At 62.1% G+C, this 20,287-nt stretch carries 20 protein-coding genes; 15 read left to right on the top strand and 5 right to left on the bottom strand.

Going from position 1 to position 20,287, the window contains the following annotated elements:
- Nucleotides 1–9: 9 nt before the first annotated feature.
- From ACJJVH_RS14110 to ACJJVH_RS14085, 6 genes are all read left to right on the top strand, one after another.
- Nucleotides 10–393 carry a DUF4345 domain-containing protein gene (locus ACJJVH_RS14110; protein ID WP_112795439.1) on the top strand — a complete coding sequence of 128 codons (384 nt, stop codon included), beginning with the start codon at nt 10–12 and terminating at the stop codon, nt 391–393.
- 262 nt (nt 394–655) lie between these two features.
- Complete coding sequence (locus ACJJVH_RS14105; RefSeq protein WP_075853695.1) at nt 656–1,222, top strand: F0F1 ATP synthase subunit delta; 567 nt, start codon at nt 656–658, stop codon at nt 1,220–1,222.
- Nucleotides 1,222–2,751, top strand: coding sequence for a F0F1 ATP synthase subunit alpha (atpA, locus tag ACJJVH_RS14100; protein WP_112795440.1), 1,530 nt, complete (start codon nt 1,222–1,224; stop codon nt 2,749–2,751). Before ACJJVH_RS14105 ends, atpA begins: the two co-directional genes overlap by 1 nt.
- A gap of 29 nt (nt 2,752–2,780) precedes the next feature.
- Entirely contained in the window at nt 2,781–3,665 is an 885-nt protein-coding gene (locus ACJJVH_RS14095) for a F0F1 ATP synthase subunit gamma (protein WP_112795441.1), read from the top strand.
- A gap of 23 nt (nt 3,666–3,688) precedes the next feature.
- Nucleotides 3,689–5,119, top strand: coding sequence for a F0F1 ATP synthase subunit beta (gene atpD, locus ACJJVH_RS14090; protein ID WP_112795442.1), 1,431 nt, complete (start codon nt 3,689–3,691; stop codon nt 5,117–5,119).
- A 77-nt stretch (nt 5,120–5,196) separates the two neighbouring features.
- Nucleotides 5,197–5,604 carry a F0F1 ATP synthase subunit epsilon gene (locus ACJJVH_RS14085; RefSeq protein WP_112795443.1) on the top strand — a complete coding sequence of 136 codons (408 nt, stop codon included), beginning with the start codon at nt 5,197–5,199 and terminating at the stop codon, nt 5,602–5,604.
- Between the two features lie 347 nt (nt 5,605–5,951).
- Here ACJJVH_RS14085 and ACJJVH_RS14080 read toward each other — a convergent pair whose 3' ends face one another.
- The gene (locus ACJJVH_RS14080) at nt 5,952–6,857 is read right to left on the bottom strand and encodes a LysR substrate-binding domain-containing protein (RefSeq protein ID WP_412064185.1); all 906 of its coding nucleotides are present in this window, start codon (nt 6,855–6,857) and stop codon (nt 5,952–5,954) included.
- 117 nt (nt 6,858–6,974) lie between these two features.
- Between ACJJVH_RS14080 and ACJJVH_RS14075 the strand changes: the two genes are divergently transcribed.
- The 3 genes from ACJJVH_RS14075 to ACJJVH_RS14065 all read left to right on the top strand — a co-directional run bounded on the left by ACJJVH_RS14075 (nt 6,975) and on the right by ACJJVH_RS14065 (nt 10,805).
- Nucleotides 6,975–8,120: an iron-containing alcohol dehydrogenase gene (locus ACJJVH_RS14075; RefSeq protein WP_412064184.1), complete on the top strand. Its 1,146-nt coding sequence runs from the start codon at nt 6,975–6,977 to the stop codon at nt 8,118–8,120.
- 1 nt (nt 8,121) lies between these two features.
- The gene (locus ACJJVH_RS14070) at nt 8,122–9,621 is read left to right on the top strand and encodes an aldehyde dehydrogenase (RefSeq protein ID WP_412064183.1); all 1,500 of its coding nucleotides are present in this window, start codon (nt 8,122–8,124) and stop codon (nt 9,619–9,621) included.
- Between the two features lie 62 nt (nt 9,622–9,683).
- Nucleotides 9,684–10,805: a mandelate racemase/muconate lactonizing enzyme family protein gene (locus tag ACJJVH_RS14065; RefSeq protein ID WP_113369865.1), complete on the top strand. Its 1,122-nt coding sequence runs from the start codon at nt 9,684–9,686 to the stop codon at nt 10,803–10,805.
- A 77-nt stretch (nt 10,806–10,882) separates the two neighbouring features.
- Here ACJJVH_RS14065 and ACJJVH_RS14060 read toward each other — a convergent pair whose 3' ends face one another.
- Together ACJJVH_RS14060 and ACJJVH_RS14055 are read right to left on the bottom strand one after the other, a co-directional pair.
- Complete coding sequence (locus ACJJVH_RS14060; protein ID WP_412064182.1) at nt 10,883–12,094, bottom strand: acyltransferase family protein; 1,212 nt, start codon at nt 12,092–12,094, stop codon at nt 10,883–10,885.
- A 194-nt stretch (nt 12,095–12,288) separates the two neighbouring features.
- Nucleotides 12,289–12,864: an NADPH-dependent FMN reductase gene (locus ACJJVH_RS14055; RefSeq protein WP_412064181.1), complete on the bottom strand. Its 576-nt coding sequence runs from the start codon at nt 12,862–12,864 to the stop codon at nt 12,289–12,291.
- A 74-nt stretch (nt 12,865–12,938) separates the two neighbouring features.
- Here ACJJVH_RS14055 and soxR point away from each other — a divergent pair, with 74 nt between their 5' ends.
- On the top strand, nt 12,939–13,403 hold the full coding sequence (gene soxR / locus ACJJVH_RS14050; RefSeq protein ID WP_112804051.1) for a redox-sensitive transcriptional activator SoxR: 465 nt from the start codon (nt 12,939–12,941) through the stop codon (nt 13,401–13,403).
- Between the two features lie 15 nt (nt 13,404–13,418).
- Here soxR and glpD read toward each other — a convergent pair whose 3' ends face one another.
- Together glpD and ACJJVH_RS14040 are read right to left on the bottom strand one after the other, a co-directional pair.
- Nucleotides 13,419–14,930, bottom strand: coding sequence for a glycerol-3-phosphate dehydrogenase (gene glpD, locus ACJJVH_RS14045; protein ID WP_113434561.1), 1,512 nt, complete (start codon nt 14,928–14,930; stop codon nt 13,419–13,421).
- Nucleotides 14,931–15,043: 113 nt separating this feature from the next.
- Entirely contained in the window at nt 15,044–15,817 is a 774-nt protein-coding gene (locus tag ACJJVH_RS14040) for a DeoR/GlpR family DNA-binding transcription regulator (protein WP_112804050.1), read from the bottom strand.
- Between the two features lie 97 nt (nt 15,818–15,914).
- On the opposite strand from ACJJVH_RS14040, the gene ACJJVH_RS14035 reads away from it, so the two are divergent.
- The 5 genes from ACJJVH_RS14035 to ACJJVH_RS14015 all read left to right on the top strand — a co-directional run bounded on the left by ACJJVH_RS14035 (nt 15,915) and on the right by ACJJVH_RS14015 (nt 20,286).
- Nucleotides 15,915–16,685: an SDR family oxidoreductase gene (locus ACJJVH_RS14035; protein WP_113434560.1), complete on the top strand. Its 771-nt coding sequence runs from the start codon at nt 15,915–15,917 to the stop codon at nt 16,683–16,685.
- A gap of 103 nt (nt 16,686–16,788) precedes the next feature.
- Nucleotides 16,789–17,127, top strand: a complete 339-nt coding sequence (locus tag ACJJVH_RS14030; protein WP_112804048.1) for a metalloregulator ArsR/SmtB family transcription factor — start codon at nt 16,789–16,791, stop codon at nt 17,125–17,127.
- Nucleotides 17,128–17,196: 69 nt separating this feature from the next.
- A complete protein-coding gene (locus tag ACJJVH_RS14025) occupies nt 17,197–18,090 on the top strand; it encodes a LysR family transcriptional regulator (RefSeq protein WP_113393745.1) in 894 nt (297 codons plus the stop codon).
- Between the two features lie 163 nt (nt 18,091–18,253).
- A complete protein-coding gene (locus ACJJVH_RS14020) occupies nt 18,254–18,733 on the top strand; it encodes a formate dehydrogenase subunit gamma (protein WP_112804046.1) in 480 nt (159 codons plus the stop codon).
- The gene (locus ACJJVH_RS14015) at nt 18,730–20,286 is read left to right on the top strand and encodes a formate dehydrogenase beta subunit (protein WP_412064180.1); all 1,557 of its coding nucleotides are present in this window, start codon (nt 18,730–18,732) and stop codon (nt 20,284–20,286) included. The genes ACJJVH_RS14020 and ACJJVH_RS14015 overlap by 4 nt, the downstream gene beginning before the upstream one ends.
- Nucleotide 20,287: the final 1 nt, after the last annotated feature.

Raw genomic sequence — 20,287 nt, 5'->3', positions numbered from 1 at the left:
GGGCGACCGATGGAGCTTTATTTTCCGACAGAATTCGGCGAGCGGCTTGCCTACTGTTCGGCTGCCGTTACGGCGCTGATCGGCCTCTTCCTGATGTTTGCCCCCGGTTATACCTACCGTTTCCTCAAGCTGCAGGTGAAAGAGGGGCGGTCCGAAGCCTATGCGGAGGCGCGCTCGGCCGGCGGTTTCATGCTCGGTTTCGGCTTGGTGGCGATCCTGCTGGCGCAGCCGATGATTTATCTCGCGCTCGGGGCTTCCTTCGGCGTCGCGGCTTTCGGTCGGATCCTGTCGCTCATGTCGGATCGTGGCAGCATACTCCTGAGTCTTCTCCTTCTGGTTGTGCAGGCGATTCTGGCCGCGCTACCTTTTCTCTACGGGCTGGGCTATATTTGAGCCGAAAACGGCTCCGGGGCTGGCTTATTCGCCCGCGCTATCCCCATGCTTTTCGAATTTTGACATCATAAATTCGCCCGAATGGCGTATTCGGCGAATACGCGTGTTGCGAGTCTCAATATCCTATGTTAGACGAACCCCGAATTTCGGATGAGGCAGGAGCGCGCTCCTGCTGATTTCTGGGGGAAATCAAAACGAATTCAAGGGCATGCGGCTTCCGTCATCCGGGAGTCGGGTTCTTGGGTTGAAATCAGGGAATTTTGTGCCCGTGGCAGACACATCCCAGCATGTTTCTGGCGTTGCAGAACGATATGCCTCGTCGCTGTTCGAATTGGCCCTCGAAGAGGGTGCCGTGCCGGCAGTGACCGCCGATCTCGATCGGTTCCAAGCCATGCTCGACGAAAGCGAAGATCTGAAGCGCTTTGTCCTCAGCCCGGTCTTCTCGGCCGAAGAGCAGGTCGGCGCGATTGAAGCGTTGGCGAAGAAGGCTGGCTTCGGCGCCTACGTCACCAATTTTCTGAAGCTTGTGGCCAGCAACCGGCGCCTTTTTGCGCTGCCGGGAATGATCAAGGCTTTCCGTATCATCGCCGCCCAGCATCGCGGCGAGATTTCCGCCGAGGTAACCTCGGCCCATGCGCTCACCCCCGCGCAGGAAGATGAATTGAAGGCGGCGCTGAAGGGCGTCACCGGCAAGGACGTGGCGATTGCCGTCACCGTCGATCCGTCGATCCTCGGCGGCCTGATCGTCAAGGTCGGTTCGCGTCAGATCGATACGTCCCTTCGCACCAAACTCTCCACCCTTAAGCTTGCATTGAAAGAGGTCGGCTGATGGATATCCGCGCGGCGGAAATTTCCGCAATTCTGAAAGATCAGATCAAAAACTTCGGCAAGGAAGCTGAAGTCTCCGAAGTCGGCCAGGTTCTCTCCGTCGGTGACGGCATCGCCCGCGTCTACGGTCTGGACAACGTTCAGGCCGGCGAAATGGTCGAGTTCCCCGGCGGCATCCGCGGCATGGCGCTGAACCTCGAAGCCGACAACGTCGGCGTGGTTATCTTCGGCTCCGACCGTGACATCAAGGAAGGCGACACCGTCAAGCGTACGGGCGCGATCGTCGACGTTCCGGTCGGTCCGGAGCTGCTCGGCCGCGTCGTCGACGCCCTCGGCAATCCGATCGACGGCAAGGGCCCGATCAACGCGACCCGCCGTTCGCGCGTCGACGTCAAGGCTCCGGGCATCATCCCGCGCAAGTCGGTTCACGAGCCGATGTCGACCGGCCTCAAGGCCATCGACGCTCTGATCCCGGTTGGCCGCGGCCAGCGCGAGCTTGTCATCGGCGACCGCCAGACCGGCAAGACCGCCATCATTCTCGATACGATCCTGAACCAGAAGGCCATTCACGATGCCGGCCCGGACAGCGAAAAGCTGTACTGCGTCTACGTCGCCGTCGGCCAGAAGCGCTCGACCGTCGCCCAGTTCGTCAAGGTGCTCGAAGAGCGTGGCGCCCTGAAGTACTCGATCGTTGTTGCCGCGACCGCTTCCGATCCGGCTCCGATGCAGTTCCTGGCTCCGTTTGCCGGTTGCGCCATGGGCGAATACTTCCGTGACAACGCCATGCACGCGCTGATCGGCTACGACGACCTTTCCAAGCAGGCCGTCGCCTACCGCCAGATGTCGCTGCTGCTGCGCCGCCCGCCGGGCCGCGAAGCCTATCCGGGCGACGTTTTCTACCTGCACTCGCGCCTCCTCGAGCGCGCTGCAAAGATGAACGACGAGAAGGGCGCCGGTTCGCTCACCGCTCTCCCGGTCATCGAAACGCAGGGTAACGACGTTTCGGCCTTCATTCCGACCAACGTGATCTCGATCACCGATGGCCAGATCTTCCTTGAAACCGACCTGTTCTACCAGGGTATCCGCCCGGCCGTTAACGTCGGTCTGTCGGTTTCGCGCGTCGGTTCGTCCGCCCAGATCAAGGCGATGAAGCAGGTTGCAGGCTCGATCAAGGGCGAACTCGCCCAGTATCGTGAAATGGCCGCCTTCGCCCAGTTCGGTTCCGACCTCGATGCCGCAACCCAGCGCCTGCTGAACCGCGGTGCCCGCCTGACCGAGCTTCTGAAGCAGCCGCAGTTCTCGCCGCTGAAGACGGAAGAGCAGGTTGCGGTGATCTTCGCCGGCGTCAACGGCTATCTCGACAAGCTGCCTGTCGCGCAGGTCGGCAAGTTCGAGCAGGGTCTGCTGTCCTACCTCCGTTCGGAAGGCAAGGAAATCCTCGACACCATCCGCACCGAAAAGGCCATCAGCGACGCGACGAAGGGCAAGCTCACCGCTGCTCTCGACAGCTTCGCCAAGTCTTTCACGTAATCGGGCCCAAGCTCTAGGACGGACCAGGGATGCCTTCACTCAAGGATCTGAAAAACCGGATCGCCTCCGTCAAGGCGACGCAGAAGATCACCAAGGCGATGAAGATGGTCGCCGCGGCGAAGCTTCGGCGTGCGCAGGAGGCGGCCGAAGCCGCCCGGCCTTATTCGCAGCGCATGGCCGCTGTTCTGGCCAACATCTCGGCTGCCGTCAGCGATGCCGACGGCGCGCCGCTGCTGATGACCGGGACCGGCAAGAGCGATGTGCATCTGCTTGTCGTCTGCACGGCCGAGCGCGGCCTTTGCGGCGGCTTCAACTCGCAGATTGCGCGCTTCGCCCGCGATCATGCCCGCAAGCTTCTGGCCGAAGGCAAGACGGTAAAGATCTTGACCGTCGGCAAGAAGGGCTATGACATTCTTCGCCGCGAATACGCATCGCTGATCGTCGAGCGCAAGGAACTGCGCGACGTCAAGCGTATCGGCTTCGACAATGCCGATGCCATCGGCAAGCGCATCATCGAGATGTTCGAGGCCGGCGAGTTCGACGTCTGCACGCTGTTCTATTCCGAATTCAAGTCGGTGATCAGCCAGGTGCCGACGGCGCAGCAGCTCATTCCGGCTTCGGCTCCGGCCGTCGTCGAAGAAGATGCGGCCCATAAGGGCGCCGTCTACGAATACGAGCCGGATGCGGCATCGATCCTCGCGGACCTAATCCCGCGCAACATCTCCGTCCAGATCTTCCGCGCGTTGCTCGAAAACGTCGCCGGCGAGATGGGCGCCAAGATGAGCGCGATGGACAATGCGACGCGCAACGCTGGTGAGATGATCAACAAGCTGACGCTGAACTACAACCGTCAGCGCCAGGCACAGATCACCAAGGAATTGATTGAAATCATTTCGGGCGCGGAAGCGCTCTGAGGTTAGGGAAAGAGGGTAAGAATATGGCTGACGCAGCTACCCCTGCAGGTTCTGTCGGTAAGGTTACGCAGGTTATCGGCGCCGTTGTGGACGTTGCTTTCGAAGGCGAGCTCCCGGCGATCCTGAACGCGCTTGAAACCGACAACAACGGCAATCGTCTGGTTCTCGAAGTCGCACAGCACCTCGGCGAAAACTCCGTTCGCACGATCGCCATGGACTCGACCGAAGGTCTGGTCCGTGGGCAGCGTGTCAACGACACCGGCGCACCGATTTCGGTTCCGGTCGGACATGAGACGCTGGGCCGCATCATGAATGTCATCGGCGAGCCGGTCGACGAAGCGGGTCCGCTCAACACTGCCAAGAAGCGCGCCATCCACCAGGATGCTCCGTCCTACGTCGAGCAGTCCACGGAAGCGCAGATTCTCGTCACCGGCATCAAGGTCGTCGACCTCCTCGCTCCTTACGCGAAGGGCGGCAAGATCGGCCTGTTCGGCGGCGCCGGCGTCGGCAAGACCGTTCTTATCATGGAACTGATCAACAACGTCGCCAAGGCGCACGGTGGTTACTCGGTCTTCGCAGGCGTGGGTGAGCGTACCCGCGAAGGCAACGACCTCTACCACGAAATGATCGAATCGGGCGTCAACAAGCATGGCGGCGGCGAAGGCTCCAAGGCCGCGCTCGTCTACGGTCAGATGAACGAACCGCCGGGCGCCCGCGCTCGCGTCGCTCTCACCGGTCTGACGGTTGCCGAAAACTTCCGCGATGAAGGCCAGGACGTTCTGTTCTTCGTCGACAACATCTTCCGCTTCACGCAGGCAGGTTCGGAAGTGTCGGCCCTGCTCGGCCGTATTCCTTCGGCCGTGGGCTATCAGCCGACGCTCGCCACCGACATGGGCCAGATGCAGGAACGCATCACCACGACGACGACGGGCTCGATCACCTCGGTTCAGGCCATTTACGTTCCGGCCGACGACTTGACCGACCCGGCACCGGCAACCTCGTTCGCCCATCTGGACGCAACGACGGTTCTGTCGCGCTCGATCGCTGAAAAGGGCATCTACCCGGCCGTCGACCCGCTCGACTCCACCTCGCGCATGCTCGACCCGCTGGTCGTCGGCGAAGAGCACTACGAAATCGCTCGTAAGGTTCAGTCGACGCTGCAGCGCTACAAGGCCCTGCAGGACATCATCGCCATCCTGGGCATGGACGAGCTCTCCGAAGACGACAAGCTGGCTGTTGCCCGCGCCCGCAAGATCGAGCGCTTCCTGTCGCAGCCGTTCTTCGTCGCCGAAGTCTTCACCGGCTCGCCGGGCAAGCTCGTTGCTCTCGAAGACACGATCAAGGGCTTCAAGGGCCTCGTCAACGGCGAATACGACCACCTGCCGGAAGCTGCCTTCTACATGGTCGGCTCGATCGAAGAAGCGATCGAAAAGGCCAAGAAGCTGGCTGCCTGATCAGGCCAATCCATCGGCGCGCGGCATTGCCCGCGCGCCCTTGCCTTGCGAATAAGACAATCGAGAAGTGACGGGCCATGGCTGACAATTTCAATTTCGAACTGGTTTCTCCGGAGCGCCTGCTGCTGTCGGAACAGGTCATCGATGTCGTCATTCCTGCCACCGAAGGCGAGATGACCGTCATGGCGCATCACGCGCCGACCATGACCACCATCAAGCCGGGCGTCGTCAAGGTGCATTCGGCTTCGGGCAAGAAGCAGGATTACGTCGTTTTCGGCGGCTTTGCCGATATCCTGCCGACCGGGTGCACGCTGCTCGCCGAATCCGCCGTGCCGGTGGAAGACATGAGCCGCGACGAGCTGGATCGCCGCATCAATGCCGCCAAGACCGAGCTTGAAGACGCCGAGCATCACGAGCACAAGTCGCGCCTCGAGCATTTCATCATGGAGCTCTCGCATCTGCGCGGCTCGATCCCGCAGGATTGATGCGATCCGCGTATTGATGAACGAGATGAAAGCGGTCCTATGGGCCGCTTTTTTGTTTGTGGTGTCATATCTTGGCTGAGGCCGTCAGTGTTCGATACGTCATGATCGAGCAGAGGCGGTTGCATACAAGGCAAGTCGGCGGTGCATGTTCCTTCTCTCCAGCGGGGAGAAGGTGACTCGAAGGGTCGGATGAGGGGGACGACCGATTTGAATTCATGAATTTTCCCACTCTTGGCAGGCCCCCCCTCATCCGCCTGTCGGCACCTTCTCCCCGCTGGGGAGAAGGGATAACGAACTCATACGCGATGCCCCTTTGACGTGATAAGCGGATTCCTCCCGAAGCTTCATCAACTCTGTTGCCCCTCCAGCAGAAACCGGTGCAACTGAGCTGCTTCCGGAGACAGCGAATGGAAGCGCGGCGCGCCGAGATAATATCCGAAGCCGCTTTCCACGCGGTCGGTGCCGACCGTGACGAGCGCGCCGGATTGCAGGTACTCCTCGATGAGGCCGAGGCTGCCGAGTGCGATGCCTTCGCCCCTCAAGGCCGCTTCCACCGCCATGATGTAGGTCGAAAAGGAAAGGCGTGGCCTCGGCGGCTTGCCTTTCAGGGGATCGCCGATGCGGCCGAACCATTGGCGGAAGCTGATCCAGTGGGCGTTGGCGCGCTCGTAGTCGATGAGGTCGAGACCGGCGATATCGACCGCCGTCAATGCCTGCGGGTCGAGGCCCCGGATCGCCAGGTAATCCGGCGATGCGATGGGCACCAATACCTCTTTCATTAGCGGTGTCAGGCTCCAGCGTGGATGCTCGCCGGTGGAATAGATGATGATGAGATCGTTGTTCTCCGAGGCGAGTTCGGAATGCACGTCCGTTGTCAGCAGGCGCACGGAGATGCCGGGGTTCTCCTTTCCGAAATCCCGGAGCCGCTGGCCGAGCCAGAGATGCGAGATCGAGCCGCTTGCCGCAATCGAGATGATTTCGCCCGTACCGGCGCGAAACGGCTCCAGGCTTTCCTCCAGATATTCGAGCGTAGCGCGCACGCGCTGGAACAGCCGCTCGCCATCCGGCGTCAGCGCGAGATTTCGGCCGCGCCGGGTAAAGAGCGTCGCGCCGAGGTGATCCTCAAGCCCTTTGATGCGGCGGCTGACGGCGGCCTGGGTGATGTTCAGCTCGCGGCCGGCCCGGGAAAAGTTCATGGCGCGCGCGGCCGCGTCGAAAACGCGGAAGGCCTCCAGCGGTATTTTTTCCAGCATCAGCTCTCCATGACTTCAGATCATTAATATTCCCGATAATTGCCCGGATTTGAAGATCTGAAATTGTGATGCAGGATCGCAGGTACCAATTCAGCCGCTTTTTCAAGGGGATCCCTCGTGTCCTTTTCCATTTCCGCCATTCCTGACATCCGTTTCGGCGAGGGTGCGCTCTCCGGCCTTCCCGCTGCGGTCAAATCCTTCGATGGCGTCGGCGCCGTTCTGCTCGTGATCGACGCCTTCCTGGCGCAATCGGGCCTGGCTGCCAAGGTCAGTGCCGAGCTTGCCAAAGCGGGCGTGAGGACGCAGGTCTTCTCCGATTTTGCCGGCGAGCCTAAGCTTGCGCATCTTCATGCCGCGATCGCGGCAGGGCAGGGCGCGGATATGGTGATCGGCATCGGCGGCGGCTCGGCGCTCGATATCGGCAAGATCGCCGCCTGCTGTATCGCCTCCGGCGAAGACCCGATGCACTATGCGCTGGCCGCAAACCCGCTGCCGAAGAATCCGCTGAAGAAGATCATGGTGCCCACGACGGCGGGCACGGGATCGGAGACGTCGGCTACGAATATCTTTGCCGGCCCCGAAGGCAAGAAGCTCTGGATCTGGGGTCCGGAAACCAAGGCCGATCTCGTCATCCTCGATCCGGCGTTGACGAAGACCCTGCCCGCCAATCTGACGGCATGGTGCGGCCTCGATGCCTTCATCCACGCCTTCGAGGCGGCAACGAACCGCAATACCCATCGCGGCGCGCAATTTTACGCGCATCAGGCGCTACGGCTGCTGACCGGCGCCCTCGAAACCGCCGTCAGGCAGCCCGACGATATGGCCGCTCGCGGCGACGTGCTGCTCGGCTCCTGCTTCGGCGGCATCGCCATCGACAATTGCGGCACGGCGATCGCGCATAATGTCAGCCATGCGATGGCAGGCCTTGGTCCCGTCCACCATGGGCTTGCGACGGCTCTCGGTTTTGAGGCGACGCTCCCATGGCTCGTCGAAGCGGATACCGCCGAGCTGAATGCAGCGGCCAAGGCCTGCGGTGTCGGTAGCGCCGCTGAATTGCCAGCATTCGTGTCGGAGTGGATGGATCGCTGCGGCATCGTGCGGTCACTACCGGCGGCCTTCAAGCCGTTCGATGCGGCCGATCTCGCCCGCGAGATGCGTGCCACAGAAAACCAGCCCATGCGGCGCTCGACGATCCGCGACGTGACGGATGCCGATATCGACCGCTTTGCCGCCGCCGTCATGGCGCTGCCGAAAGGAATCTGAGATGACCAAGGAATACACGCGCGACTATTGGGAAGGCGTTCTCTCCAACCTCAAGCCTGAGGGGCGCCACTTCATAAACGGTGCCCATCGCGCCGCTTCCTCCGGCGAGACCTTCACCCGCATCCGCCCGATGGACGGCAAGCCGGGTGCGCAGCTGGCGCGTGGCAATGCCGCCGATATCGATGCTGCCGTCGCCTCGGCCCGCGCCGCCTTCGAAAGCGGCGTGTGGCGCAAGAAGGAGCCGCTGGAAAAGAAGAGGATCATGCTGAAATGGGCCGAGCTCATTCGCGCCCATGGCGAGGAACTGGCCATGCTGGAGACGATCGACGTCGGCAAGCCGGTCATGGCGTCGCTCGGTGTCGATGTGCGCCTCTGCGCCGACGGCATTCAGTTCTACGGCGAGATGATCGACAAGATGTATGACGAGATTGCGCCGACCGGCCCGAATGCCCGCGCATTGGTCCGTAAAGTGCCGCTCGGCGTCGTCGGTGCAATCACGCCGTGGAACTATCCGATGATTATCGACGCGTGGAAGCTCGGCCCGGCAATCGCCGCCGGCAATTCCGTGGTGCTGAAGCCGGCCGAGCAATCCTCGCTGTCGGCGATCCGCCTTGCCGAACTCGCCGCCGAGGCCGGTCTGCCGGCGGGCGTCCTCAACGTCGTCACGGGTTATGGCGAGGAAACCGGCAAGCCGCTGGCGCTGCACATGGATGTCGACATGATCGCGTTCACCGGCTCGACCGAAGTCGGCAAGTTGATCATGGGGTATGCGGCGCAGTCGAACGTCAAGCGCGTGGCGCTGGAGCTCGGCGGCAAGTCGCCGCTGGTCGTCTTCGAGGATGCCGATCTCGATGCCGCCGCCGTCGCGGCTGCCTGGGGCTGCTTCTACAATTCCGGCGAGACCTGCCACGCTTCGACCCGTCTGATCGTGCAGCGCTCTGTCCAGGACAGACTGATCGAGAAGATCGAGGCCGTGACCCGCTCCGACATCGCCCTCAAGCACCCGCTCGACCCCTCGGCGCAGATCGGCGCGCTGATCGAGGAAGAGCACATGAACAAGGTGCTGGCGATGATCGCCGCCGGCGAGAAGGAAGGTGCGCGCCGTGCCTTCGGCGCCGAGCGCGTCTTGAGCGAGACCGGCGGCTATTATGTCTCGCCGGGCGTCTTCGTCGACATGACCAATGACATGAGCCTGGCGCGGCAGGAAATCTTCGGTCCCGTGCTGGCAGCCATCCCCTTCGATACCGAGGAGGAGGCGCTCAAGATCGCCAACGACACGATCTACGGGTTGGCCGGGGCGGTCTTTACCAAGGACATGGATCGCGCTCACCGCTTTTCGGAGTCGATCCATGCCGGTACGGTGTGGATCAACACCTATGATATGTCGAACTTCGCGACGCCGTTCGGCGGCTTCAAGCAGTCCGGCTTCGGCCGCGACCGCTCGGTGCATGCGATCGATAAATATTGCGACTACAAGACGATCTGGCAGCAGTTCGGCTGAGGGATCGAAATCGGCATGATCTCTTTCAAGGGATCATGCCCGGAAGAGAAAGGGGAGCCACAATGAGCAAGATCGTTTCCATCGAAATCACCCATCACCGCCTGCCGCTCGACCCGGCGTTCAAGGCGAGCTGGGATGGCCGTCCGCGCCGGCATTTCGATGCGACCATCGTGCGCGTCCGGGATGACGAGGGCCGCGAAGGCATAGGCTCCGGCGACCTGATGAAGGGTTTCGAGGGGCACGAGGATCTGTTCATCGGGCAGGACCCGCGGCATGTCGAACGGCACTATGAGGTCCTGTCGCATATCAATTTTCACTATGGCCGCTGCTGGCCGATGGACCTGGCGCTGTGGGATCTTTCCGGCAAGATCACCGGCGAGCCGGTCTGGCGGATGCTCGGCGGTCGCGCCAGCCGCGTGCGGCTTTATGCCTCCTCCGGCGTGCTGCGCGAGCCGTCCGCCATGGCCGATCAGGCCGAGCGCTATATCGACGAAGGTTTTCCGGCCATGAAGGTGCGCTTTTCCTCGTCTTCGGGCGGTCGCGGTGGCTGGCGCGAGGATGTCAAGGCGCTGGAAGCGATCCGCGCCCGCGTCGGCGACCGGCTGGAGTTGATGGTCGACTGCAATCAGGGTTGGCGCATGCCCTGGGACACGACCTTGCCCTGGACCTTCAAGGATGCGCTGGCCGTTGCCAAGGAGCTGGAACGGCTCGGCGTCTACTGGATGGAAGAACCGCTATACCGCTCCGACCGCAAAGGTATGAAGGAGCTGAAGCAGGCAACGTCGGTGCGGATCGCCGGCGGCGAGATGACGCGCGAACTCTACGAGTTCCGCGATATCATTGAGGAACGCGCCTTCGATGTCGTCCAGCCCGACGTCGCGCTGGTCGGTGGCATCACCGGCTGCCGGCGTCTGGTCTATCAGGCTCGCGAAGCCGGCGTGCAGTTCACGCCGCATTCCTGGACGAACGGCATCGGCGTGCTGGCCAACGCGCATCTGACCGCCGGGGTCGGCGATGCCGCCTGGCTCGAATATCCTTACGATAATCCGGAGTGGAGCGAGGCGCGCCGCGATTATCCGATGGCGTCGCCGCTCAAGCACGATGCCGGCTGGCTGGATCTCGGCGTCGCGCCGGGCCTCGGCATCGTTCTCGATGAAGAGCGCCTGAGGGCGACGCGTATTTAGGTGCCGCAAGTACCTTCTCCCCAGCGGGGAGAAGGGGATACGCAGCGCCGACGTACCACGCATGCGATGGGGCTATGTCACACAGTGAGAGGCCGTGTGGCCATGCTCTCCCGCGTCCGCGCCCACTGAATGACAGGCCGTTCCAGCAGGACATGGCTCAGCGTGCCGATGGCGAAGATGATGGCGGTCGCGACGAGGCTTGACGCGAACCAGCCGCCCAACACGTCATCCGAGCCGGTACCGAAGGTCCACGGAAAGAGCTGCTGCATCAGTGTCAGCACGATATCCTGCCAGATATAGACGCCGAAGGAGACGGTGGCGACGTAGCGGCTGACGCGATTGTCCAGCAGCTTTGCCAGCAGCAGCGACTGCGGTAGCGTGCATAGCGCGATGGCGACTGCGAGGGGCAGCAGCGGGAATTGATAGGGAATGCCGAGCCAGGCATAGCCTTCTCCCGGGCCACCGATGGATTGCGGCAGCTGCCACGCGCCCATGACGATCGCGAGCGCGCCGATGATGTCATGGATTGCCGACCGGCGAGCGGGGATGACGGTCTGGATTCCGGCCGCCAGCGCGCCGATTGCGAAGATCGCGAAGAAGCCGATGGGGTTGTAGCGCGGCATCCATTCCTTGGCGCCGCCCTGAAAGCCATATTGCCATCCCCGCCCGACGCTGTCCGTGGGCAGGTAGGTGACGACGAGCCAATGGCCGACAAGCGCGACCGCGATGATGCCGATCCAGAGCAGGCGGCTGACGAGGGCGGAGCGCGACCTCAATGTCGGATGAAACAGCAGCAAAAAGCCGATCGGCAAAAGAACATAGCAGGTCGTCTCGAAAGGGATCGACCACAGCGGGCCGTCGCCCTGCACCGGGAAAAAGGTCCGCCAATGCCATTGGCTCGTCAGGAAGAAGCCTGCGATGTAGCGGCCGACCAGCTCGCCATCGAGCGGAAATCCATAGATCGTGAAGCTGATCAGGAAGCCGGCCGTCAGGGCAAACCAGAAGCCCGGCAGGATACGCGCGGCGCGGCGCATGGCGTAGATCTTCAGCGGCGGCAATGGCTGGTCTCTATCCAGCGCCAGCCAGAACGGGCGCGCAAGAAGAAAGCCGCTGAGCACGAAGAAAACCGAGACGCCGTGATTGCCGAAGCGCGCCAGTATGAAGGTTGGCTCAAGAGCTGGAGGGATCTTGTTGAAATTCATCCGGAGCACGAGATGGTGAACAAGCACCATCAGGCATGCGGCGGCGCGCATGAAATCCGCTCCTCCCAGACGTTTCTCGATCTCCATTTCCGCACCGTCGAAACTGCTTCCCTATCGGGTTAGGTCATCGAAGCGGCTTCGGCAAGCGCGGCGATCCGGCAGGGCGGATTTAATGGGGGTGAAGCAAACGCCCGGACCCGTGATGCCGGGTCCGGGCGTCAAGCCGGTCTTTCGCACCTGCCAGAAACGAAAGACCGGATTCGATTGTTGTCGGAGGCGAATCAGGCGGCGACGGAGCGATAGGGGCGCATGGCGCGCGCCGGCTTCAACGCATTGCTCCACCATTGCAGCCGCGCGATCATGCGGACCAGCGATTGGCGGGCATCGATCGGATTGTCGAGCGAGCCGTCCTCGGCAAACCGGCCCCAGGGATTGGCGAAGCTCACCGTGTCGCGCACGGTCACGGCATGCAGCTCCGCAAAGACCAGGCGCAATTGTTCGACGGCGCGCAGGCCGCCGGAGATGCCGCCGTAGGAGACGAAGGCGACCGGCTTGCCGTGCCACGGCTCGTAGACCAGATCGAGCAGGAATTTCAGCGAGGCCGTGAAGCTGTGATTGTATTCCGGCGTGACGACGATGAAGGCGTCGGCGTCCGAAAGCCGCTCTGAAAGGGCGGCGACGCCGGCGTGCTCTCGATCATGCTGAAACGGCAGGTCGAATTCGAGGGGGTCGATCAGATCGATGTCGATGAGGGGATAATGCGCCAGTTCCCGGGCGACCCAGCTGACCACCTTGTCGCAGAGGCGGCCCGGGCGCGTGCTGCCATAGATGATTGCCAGCCGGGTTGAATCAGTCATGTCGTGCTCCTGCCTTTACGCGCTTCGGAGCTGAGGTTATAAAACCTAAAGCAAGGTTGAGGTCAATAGCGAATATGGGAAAAATCGGTCCTGCTCAAATTTCCCGGCTGCTGACGGTCGGCGAGGTGGCGGCTCGCAGCGGGGTAGCCGTATCGGCGCTGCATTTCTATGAGACGAAGGGCCTGATCGAGAGCCACCGCAGCCGCGGCAATCAGCGGCGTTATCCCCGCGAAGTGCTGCGGCGGGTTGCCGTTATCAAGGTCGCGCAGAGGGTCGGCATTCCGCTCGCCGAGGTTCAGGCGGCATTGGAAGCCTTGCCGCAAGGGCGCACGCCGACGGCGGCCGACTGGAAGGGGCTTTCGGAATTGTGGAAGAGCGATCTCGACGCCAGGATCGAGCGCCTGCAGGGCCTTCGCGATCAGCTGGACAGCTGCATCGGCTGCGGTTGCCTGTCGCTTGGCAATTGTCCCTTGAGAAATCCCTGGGACCGGCTTTCCGAGGAAGGCGCGGGGCCGCGATTGCTCGATCCCGAAGAATGAGCATGAGCCGAAGGCTCAGGCATCGACGCGGCTGTCGGCCATGTAATCTTGAAGGGCTGCGGCCTCTTCCTTCGAGAGGTAGAGGCCCTTCTTGGAGCGGCGCCACAGGATGTCGGCGGCATCGTAGGCCCATTCCTGCTCCATCAGATAGCGCACTTCCGCCTCGTAGAGATCGCTGCCGAAACAGCGGCCGAGATCGGCGATCGTCTTCGCATCGGCGAGAATCTTGGCGGCTCGCGTTCCATACCTGCGGATAAGGCGGCGGGCGTGCTGATCGGACAGGAAAGGATAGCGCGATTTCAGCTTGGAAACCTCGGCGTCATAGCCGCGCACCGGAAAGTCGCCGCCGGGCAGCGAGCTCTTGGCCGTCCACGGCGCACCCTTCACGCCGATGGCTTCGCCGATCTTTTCCAGCGCATGTTCGCCCAGGCGGCGATAGGTGGTGAGCTTGCCGCCGAAGACATTGAGCAGCGGCGCCTGGCCCTCTTCCCCTTCGACCTTCAGCACGTAGTCGCGCGTTGCTTCCTGAGCCTTGGAAGCCCCGTCGTCGTAGAGCGGGCGGACGGCGGAGTAGGTCCAGACGATATCCTCGGGCCGCACCGGCTCCTTGAAGTACTCGCTTGCGGCGTTGCACAGATAGAGGGTTTCATCCTCGGTGATCTTCACGTCCTTCGGATCGTCCTTGTAGTCGCGATCCGTGGTGCCGATCAGCGTGAAATCCTGCTCGTAGGGAATGGCAAAGATGATGCGGTTGTCCGGGTTCTGGAAGAAATAGGCGCGCGGGTCGTCGAATTTCTTGCGGACGACGATGTGGCTGCCCTGAACGAGACGGACATTGTGGACCTGATGCTTGCCGAGGGCATCGGACAGCACATGGTCGACCCAGGGACCGGCGGCGTTGACCAGCATGCGCGCGAGGAATTGCCGCTTCTCGCCGCTCAGCGTATTTTCGGTTTCGATGACCCACAGGCCGCCCTCGCGGCGAGCGGAGATCACTTTTGTCCGCGGCATGATCGTCGCGCCGCGGTCGGCGGCGTCGCGCGCATTCAGCACGACCATGCGGGCATCGTCCACCCAGCCGTCGGAATATTCGAAAGCCTTGGTGAAGAGCGCCTTCAGCGGCTTGCCCGCGGGGTCTTTCTTCATGTCGAGCGTCGCCGTCGGCGGCAGCAGCTTCCGGCCGCCGAGATGATCGTAAAGGAAAAGGCCGAGGCGGATCAGCCAGGCTGGGCGGATGCCGCCCTTGTGATAGGGCAGGACGAAGCGCATCGGCCAGATGATGTGCGGAGCCATCGCCCAGAGCACTTCGCGCTCCATCAGCGATTCGCGCACCAGGCGGAATTCGTAATGTTCGAGATAGCGCAGGCCGCCATGGATGAGCTTGGTGGCACCGGAGGAGGTGCCGGAGGCGAAGTCGTTCATCTCGGCGAGCGCGACCTTGTAACCGCGCCCGGTGGCATCGCGGGCAATGCCGCAACCGTTGATGCCGCCGCCGATAACGAAGATGTCATAGATCTGGTCGCTCACCCGCCCCTCGCAAAGGTTCGTCATTCCAAGAAGATGGAAAATCGAAACTAAATCATCTAAAATGAAACATATACGAATGTCAAACGAACGTTTCTTGACGGAGCGCGTGCCGCTCAGGTCTGGCGGCGAGAGGTTTCGACGAGACGGACGTCATGTTCCGCGGCGATGGAGCGGACGGATTCGATCATGCATTCGTCGGTGACGAAGGTATGGACTTGCGACAGATGGCCGATACGAACCGGGGCTGTTCGTTCGAACTTGGTGCTGTCGGCGACGAGAATGACGTGCCGGGCGTTGGCGATGATGGCCTGCGCCACTTTCACTTCGCGAAAATCGAAATCCAGAAGTGCACCATCGGCATCGATGGCGGAGGCGCCGATGACGGCGTAGTCGACCTTGAACTGCTTGATGAAATCGACGGCCGCCTCACCGACGATACCGCCATCCGAGCCGCGCACGACACCGCCGGAGATGACCACTTCGATGGATGGGAAAATGCGCAACTTGTTGGCAACGTTGATATTGTTGGTGATGACCATCAGCTCGTGATGGCCGAGAAGCGCCTCGCCGACCGCTTCCGTCGTCGTGCCGATATTGATGAAAAGCGAGCTGTTGTTGGGGATCATGCTGGCGGCGGCCCGGCCGATCGCCTGCTTTTCGGAGGCGGCGATCGACCGCCTGGCCTCGTATTTCACATTCTCGGTTCCGCCTGGAAAGATCGCGCCGCCATGGACGCGCGACAGAACGCGACCGTCGCAGAGGTCATTGAGATCCTTGCGGATGGTTTGCGGTGTGACCGAAAAACGCGACGCCAGCTCCTCCACCAGCACACGTCCCTCCGCCTTGGCGATTTCGAGGATTTCGGTCTGGCGTCCGGACAGGAACATGGCTTTCGCTCCCTTTCTTTCGTTTTTTCGGTATCATATGATAAAGTGAAAATTCCGCAATTACCGGCGCGCGAATTGTGCGGTTGAGGAGGTCCTGGTGTTTCATCCGAAGCTATTCGAAAATCGCAATGTCGCCATCACCGGCGCCGGTCGCGGCATAGGTCTGGAGGTCGCGCGGCAGTTTCTCGATTGCGGCGCCCATGTCCTCGTCCATGTCGGGCGCGATGCCGACCGCGAACTGCCCGATTTCCTGATGGAAGCGGAAGCCGCCCGCCGCGCCTTTCTGATCGCCGGCGATTTCGCGGCCGGCAACGGCACGCGGGATTTCGTCAGCGCCGCGGGCGAACGCTTCGACCGTATCGACGTGCTGGTCAACAATGCCGGCACGATGGTCGGGCGATTTCCCGCGGGCGAGCTGACGGACGAGCAATATGAAAGCATCGTCCATCTCAACCAGACGTCCGTCATGGAAGTGACGAGAGGACTGTTGCCGCTGCTGCGGGCGGCGGGGCAGGCCGCGGTCGTCAACACGGTTTCGATTTCCGCGCTCACCGGCGGCAGCCCCGGCTCGGCGATCTATTCCGCCTCGAAAGCTTTCGTCTCGACCTACTCGAAGGCGTTGGCGCGGGAACTGGCGCCGGACGGCATCCGGGTGAACTGCGTCTCGCCGGGGACGATATCGACCGATTTCCATGAGCGTTATTCGTCCAGGGAGAAGCTGGAGCAGACGCGCAAATCGATTCCGCTTCAACGGCTCGGCACGCCGGAAGATTGCGCTCCCGCCTATCTCTTCCTCGCGGCGCCGACGCTCTCCGGCTACATTACCGGCCAGGTGGTCGAGATCAACGGCGGTCAGCTTATCTGCTGATAAAGCGGACCTTTTTTGGTTTCCTATGTCTTTTTTCAATCGGCTTGCGCTTTGATAATATTATAAGTCTACCTCCAGGTGAGTTCTCACTAGAGGCTGTGATATGTCGTCGTCTCCACCGCAGGGCGGTGCTGAAGAACCCGATATCGAGGAAATGACGGGAAGGGCGCGAAAGGCGAGCGCGCTGCTGAAGGCACTCTCCCATGAGACCCGCTTGGCGATCCTGTTCACGCTGGCCAGGCGCGAGAAGACGGTGATGGAGCTCGAGGCGCTTCTCAACCTGCCGCAAGCCGTCGTTTCGCAGCATCTGGCCCGTCTTCGCCTGGACAAGCTGGTCGACACGCGCCGCGAAGGCCGGCTCATCCACTATGCCGTCGCTCGCTCGGAGCTCTGCGCCGTCGTCGATTCGCTGCAAAAGGCCTTCTGCCAGGGCGAGCGTTGAGGTTTGAACCGGCCTTGCGTGTTGCGCTTGCGGGGCTGGCGGTCTAACTCTTCGTTGCGGGAGAGTGGGATGATCGAAAAGCTGGAGTTCTTCATCGCGCTGGCGAATCAGAAGCATTTCGGCCGCGCCGCCGAGGAATGCGGCGTGACGCAGCCGACCTTGTCTGCGGCTATCCGGCAGCTGGAGGATCAGCTCGGCGTGATGCTCGTCAGCCGTGGTTCGCGCTTTCAGGGCCTGACGCCCGAGGGGCAGCGCGTGCTGGAATGGGCGCGCCGTATCGTCGGAGACAGCCGCACGATGCGCGAGGAGATGCGCGCGGCACGCAAGGGTCTTGCCGGCCATATCCGGATCGCGGCCATTCCGACGGCGCTTGCCATGGTGCAGAAAATCACCACGCCTTTCCAGGAAAGGCACCCGGATGTCACCTTCTCGATTCTGTCGCGCAATTCGCTGCAGGTTCTGAGCCTGCTCGAAAATCTGGAGATCGATGCCGGCATCACCTACCTAGAAAACGAGCCGCTCGGCCGCGTTACCAGCGTGCCGCTCTATGCCGAGCGCTATCACCTGATCACCGCAGCCGGCAGTCCGTTCGCCGAGCGTGAAACCGTGACCTGGAAGGAAGTCGGCGATCTTCGGCTTTGTCTATTGACCGCCGACATGCAGAACCGCCGTATCATCAACCGGCATCTTGCCGAAGCAGGTGTCACGGCCAAGCCGACGCTCGAATCCAATTCGATGATCGTACTGTTCTCGCATGTGCAGACCGGTCGCTGGGCCAGCATCATGCCGAAGAATATTGCCGATTCCTTCGGTTTTCCGGCCGATATTCACAAGATCCCGATCACCCAGCCCAATGCGGAACATCTCGTTGGCCTGGTCGCTACGCATCGCGAACCTTTCACGCCGCTTGTCTCCGCCCTGTTGCATGAGGCAAGGTTGCTGGCGGAAGGCGCCAAAAGTTGATAGAAATTTTCTATCGAGCAACGAGACTGCCTTATTGATCCCCGGCCGTCTCCCTGCGACCTTTAATCAAGGCGTGTCGATCGCGCGCCGTGGAGGAAATGCCGCATAAGCCTTTTCCGAAGATTTGCCTTCGATGTTCGGAATTATGCGCGGGAGGCTATGGATGAATTTGAATCAGAGCGCGGGCGATATCGCTGGCCGTGCCGGCACCATCATCGACAGCATGAAGTCGATGGAGGGGCCGCTTTTGCCGATCCTTCACGGGATTCAGGAGGAATTCGGCTATGTGCCGCAGGATGCGCTGCCGCTGATCGCCAAGGCCCTCAATCTTTCTCGCGCCGAAGTGCACGGCGTCATGACCTTCTATCACGACTATCGCGATCACCCCGCCGGCCGCCATGTTTTGAAGCTCTGTCGCGCCGAAGCCTGTCAGTCGATGGGCGGCGACGCGTTGGCGGAGCGCATCAAGCGGCTGCTCGGCATCGATTTCCATCAGACGACGCTCGATGGCAGCGTGACGCTGGAGCCGGTTTACTGCCTCGGGCTTTGTGCCTGCGCTCCGGCAGCCATGCTGGACGGCGAACTGCACGGCAGGCTCAACGACGAAAGCGCCGACGACTTGGTGAAGGAGGCGCGCCAATGACGGTGACCATCTATATCCCTCGCGATGCCGCCGCCCTTTCGCTCGGTGCGGAGAAGGTGGCGAAAGCCGTCGCGCACGAAATTGCCAGGCGCGAACTGGACGCGCGTATCGTGCGCAACGGCTCGCGCGGCATGTTCTGGCTCGAGCCGCTGGTCGAAGTCGAGATCGACGGCAAGCGCATCGGTTACGGGCCGGTGAAGGCCAAGGATGTAGCGGCACTCTTCGATGCCGGGCTCGCCGAAGGTGGCGAGCATCCGCTCTGTCTTGGGGAGGTCGAAAGCCTCCCATTCCTCAAGGAACAGACCCGCCTGACCTTTGCCCGCTGCGGCATCACCGATCCGCTTTCATTGCAGGATTACGAAGCGCATGGCGGCCTCAAGGGGCTGCGCCGCGCCATCGGCATGGCGGCTGGCGATATCGTCAAGGAAGTCACGGATTCGGGCCTGCGCGGCCGTGGCGGCGCAGGCTTTCCGACCGGCATCAAGTGGAAGACGGTGCTCGATGCGCCGGGGACACGCAAATATATCGTCTGCAACGCCGACGAGGGCGACAGCGGCACGTTCGCCGACCGGATGATCATGGAAGGCGATCCCTTCGTGCTGATCGAAGGCATGGCGATCGCGGGCCTTGCGACCGGCGCGACCAAGGGCTTCGTCTATACGCGCTCCGAATATCCGCATGCGATCGCCGCCATGACCGAAGCGGTCGAAATCGCCCGCAAGGCCGGCATTCTCGGCGCTTCGGTGCTCGGTTCCGGCAAGGCGTTCGACATGGAAATCCGCACCGGCGCCGGCGCCTATGTCTGCGGCGAGGAAACGGCGCTGCTCAACAGCCTCGAGGGCAAGCGCGGCATCGTGCGCGCCAAGCCGCCACTGCCGGCGCACAAGGGCCTGTTCAACTGTCCGACCGTCATCAACAACGTGATTTCGCTCGCTTCCGTCCCCGTCATCATGGACAAGGGCGCATCGTTTTATCGCGATTTCGGCATGGGCCGGTCGCGCGGCACGATCCCGCTGCAGATCGCCGGTAACGTCAAGCATGGCGGTCTCTACGAGACGGCCTTCGGCCTTTCGCTCGGCGACATCGTCGACAGGATCGGCGGCGGCACGGCGACGGGGCGGCCGGTCAAGGCAGTGCAGGTGGGCGGGCCGCTCGGAGCCTATTTCCCGCGCGCGCTGTTCGATACGCCATTTGATTATGAGGCCTTCGCGGCGAAGGACGGCCTGATCGGCCATGCCGGTATCGTCGTGTTCGACGATACTGCCGACATGCTGAAGCAGGCACGCTTCGCCATGGAGTTCTGCGCGGTCGAAAGCTGCGGCAAGTGCACGCCCTGCCGCATCGGCTCGACGCGCGGCGTCGAGACGGCCGACAAGATCGCACAAGGGATCGAGCCCGAGAAGAACCGGGTTCTGCTCGCCGATCTCTGCAACACGATGAAGTTCGGTTCGCTCTGCGCGCTTGGCGGCTTCACGCCCTATCCCGTGATGAGCGCGATGACGCATTTTCCGGAGGACTTTTCTCCGGCTCCCTTGATTGAAGCGGCGGAGTAAG

This window comes from Rhizobium sp. SYY.PMSO (assembly GCF_046840415.1).
Lineage (GTDB): Bacteria > Pseudomonadota > Alphaproteobacteria > Rhizobiales > Rhizobiaceae > Rhizobium.
Note: the sequence above shows the minus strand (reverse complement) of the source record. Positions and strands in the feature narration are given on the sequence as shown.

What these genes read in the sequence shown, in the direction of transcription:
- ACJJVH_RS14040 (WP_112804050.1), bottom strand. Translation starts at nt 15,817, where the DNA reads ATGTTCCTGTCCGGACGCCAGACCGAAATCCTCGAAATCGCCAAGGCG.
- ACJJVH_RS14015 (WP_412064180.1), top strand. Translation starts at nt 18,730, where the DNA reads ATGACGGTGACCATCTATATCCCTCGCGATGCCGCCGCCCTTTCGCTC.
- ACJJVH_RS14030 (WP_112804048.1), top strand. Translation starts at nt 16,789, where the DNA reads ATGTCGTCGTCTCCACCGCAGGGCGGTGCTGAAGAACCCGATATCGAG.
- ACJJVH_RS14055 (WP_412064181.1), bottom strand. Translation starts at nt 12,864, where the DNA reads ATGACTGATTCAACCCGGCTGGCAATCATCTATGGCAGCACGCGCCCG.
- ACJJVH_RS14095 (WP_112795441.1), top strand. Translation starts at nt 2,781, where the DNA reads ATGCCTTCACTCAAGGATCTGAAAAACCGGATCGCCTCCGTCAAGGCG.
- ACJJVH_RS14065 (WP_113369865.1), top strand. Translation starts at nt 9,684, where the DNA reads ATGAGCAAGATCGTTTCCATCGAAATCACCCATCACCGCCTGCCGCTC.
- ACJJVH_RS14070 (WP_412064183.1), top strand. Translation starts at nt 8,122, where the DNA reads ATGACCAAGGAATACACGCGCGACTATTGGGAAGGCGTTCTCTCCAAC.
- atpA (WP_112795440.1), top strand. Translation starts at nt 1,222, where the DNA reads ATGGATATCCGCGCGGCGGAAATTTCCGCAATTCTGAAAGATCAGATC.
- ACJJVH_RS14110 (WP_112795439.1), top strand. Translation starts at nt 10, where the DNA reads ATGGAGCTTTATTTTCCGACAGAATTCGGCGAGCGGCTTGCCTACTGT.
- ACJJVH_RS14060 (WP_412064182.1), bottom strand. Translation starts at nt 12,094, where the DNA reads ATGGAGATCGAGAAACGTCTGGGAGGAGCGGATTTCATGCGCGCCGCC.
- ACJJVH_RS14080 (WP_412064185.1), bottom strand. Translation starts at nt 6,857, where the DNA reads ATGCTGGAAAAAATACCGCTGGAGGCCTTCCGCGTTTTCGACGCGGCC.
- soxR (WP_112804051.1), top strand. Translation starts at nt 12,939, where the DNA reads ATGGGAAAAATCGGTCCTGCTCAAATTTCCCGGCTGCTGACGGTCGGC.
- ACJJVH_RS14085 (WP_112795443.1), top strand. Translation starts at nt 5,197, where the DNA reads ATGGCTGACAATTTCAATTTCGAACTGGTTTCTCCGGAGCGCCTGCTG.
- ACJJVH_RS14020 (WP_112804046.1), top strand. Translation starts at nt 18,254, where the DNA reads ATGAATTTGAATCAGAGCGCGGGCGATATCGCTGGCCGTGCCGGCACC.
- atpD (WP_112795442.1), top strand. Translation starts at nt 3,689, where the DNA reads ATGGCTGACGCAGCTACCCCTGCAGGTTCTGTCGGTAAGGTTACGCAG.
- ACJJVH_RS14025 (WP_113393745.1), top strand. Translation starts at nt 17,197, where the DNA reads ATGATCGAAAAGCTGGAGTTCTTCATCGCGCTGGCGAATCAGAAGCAT.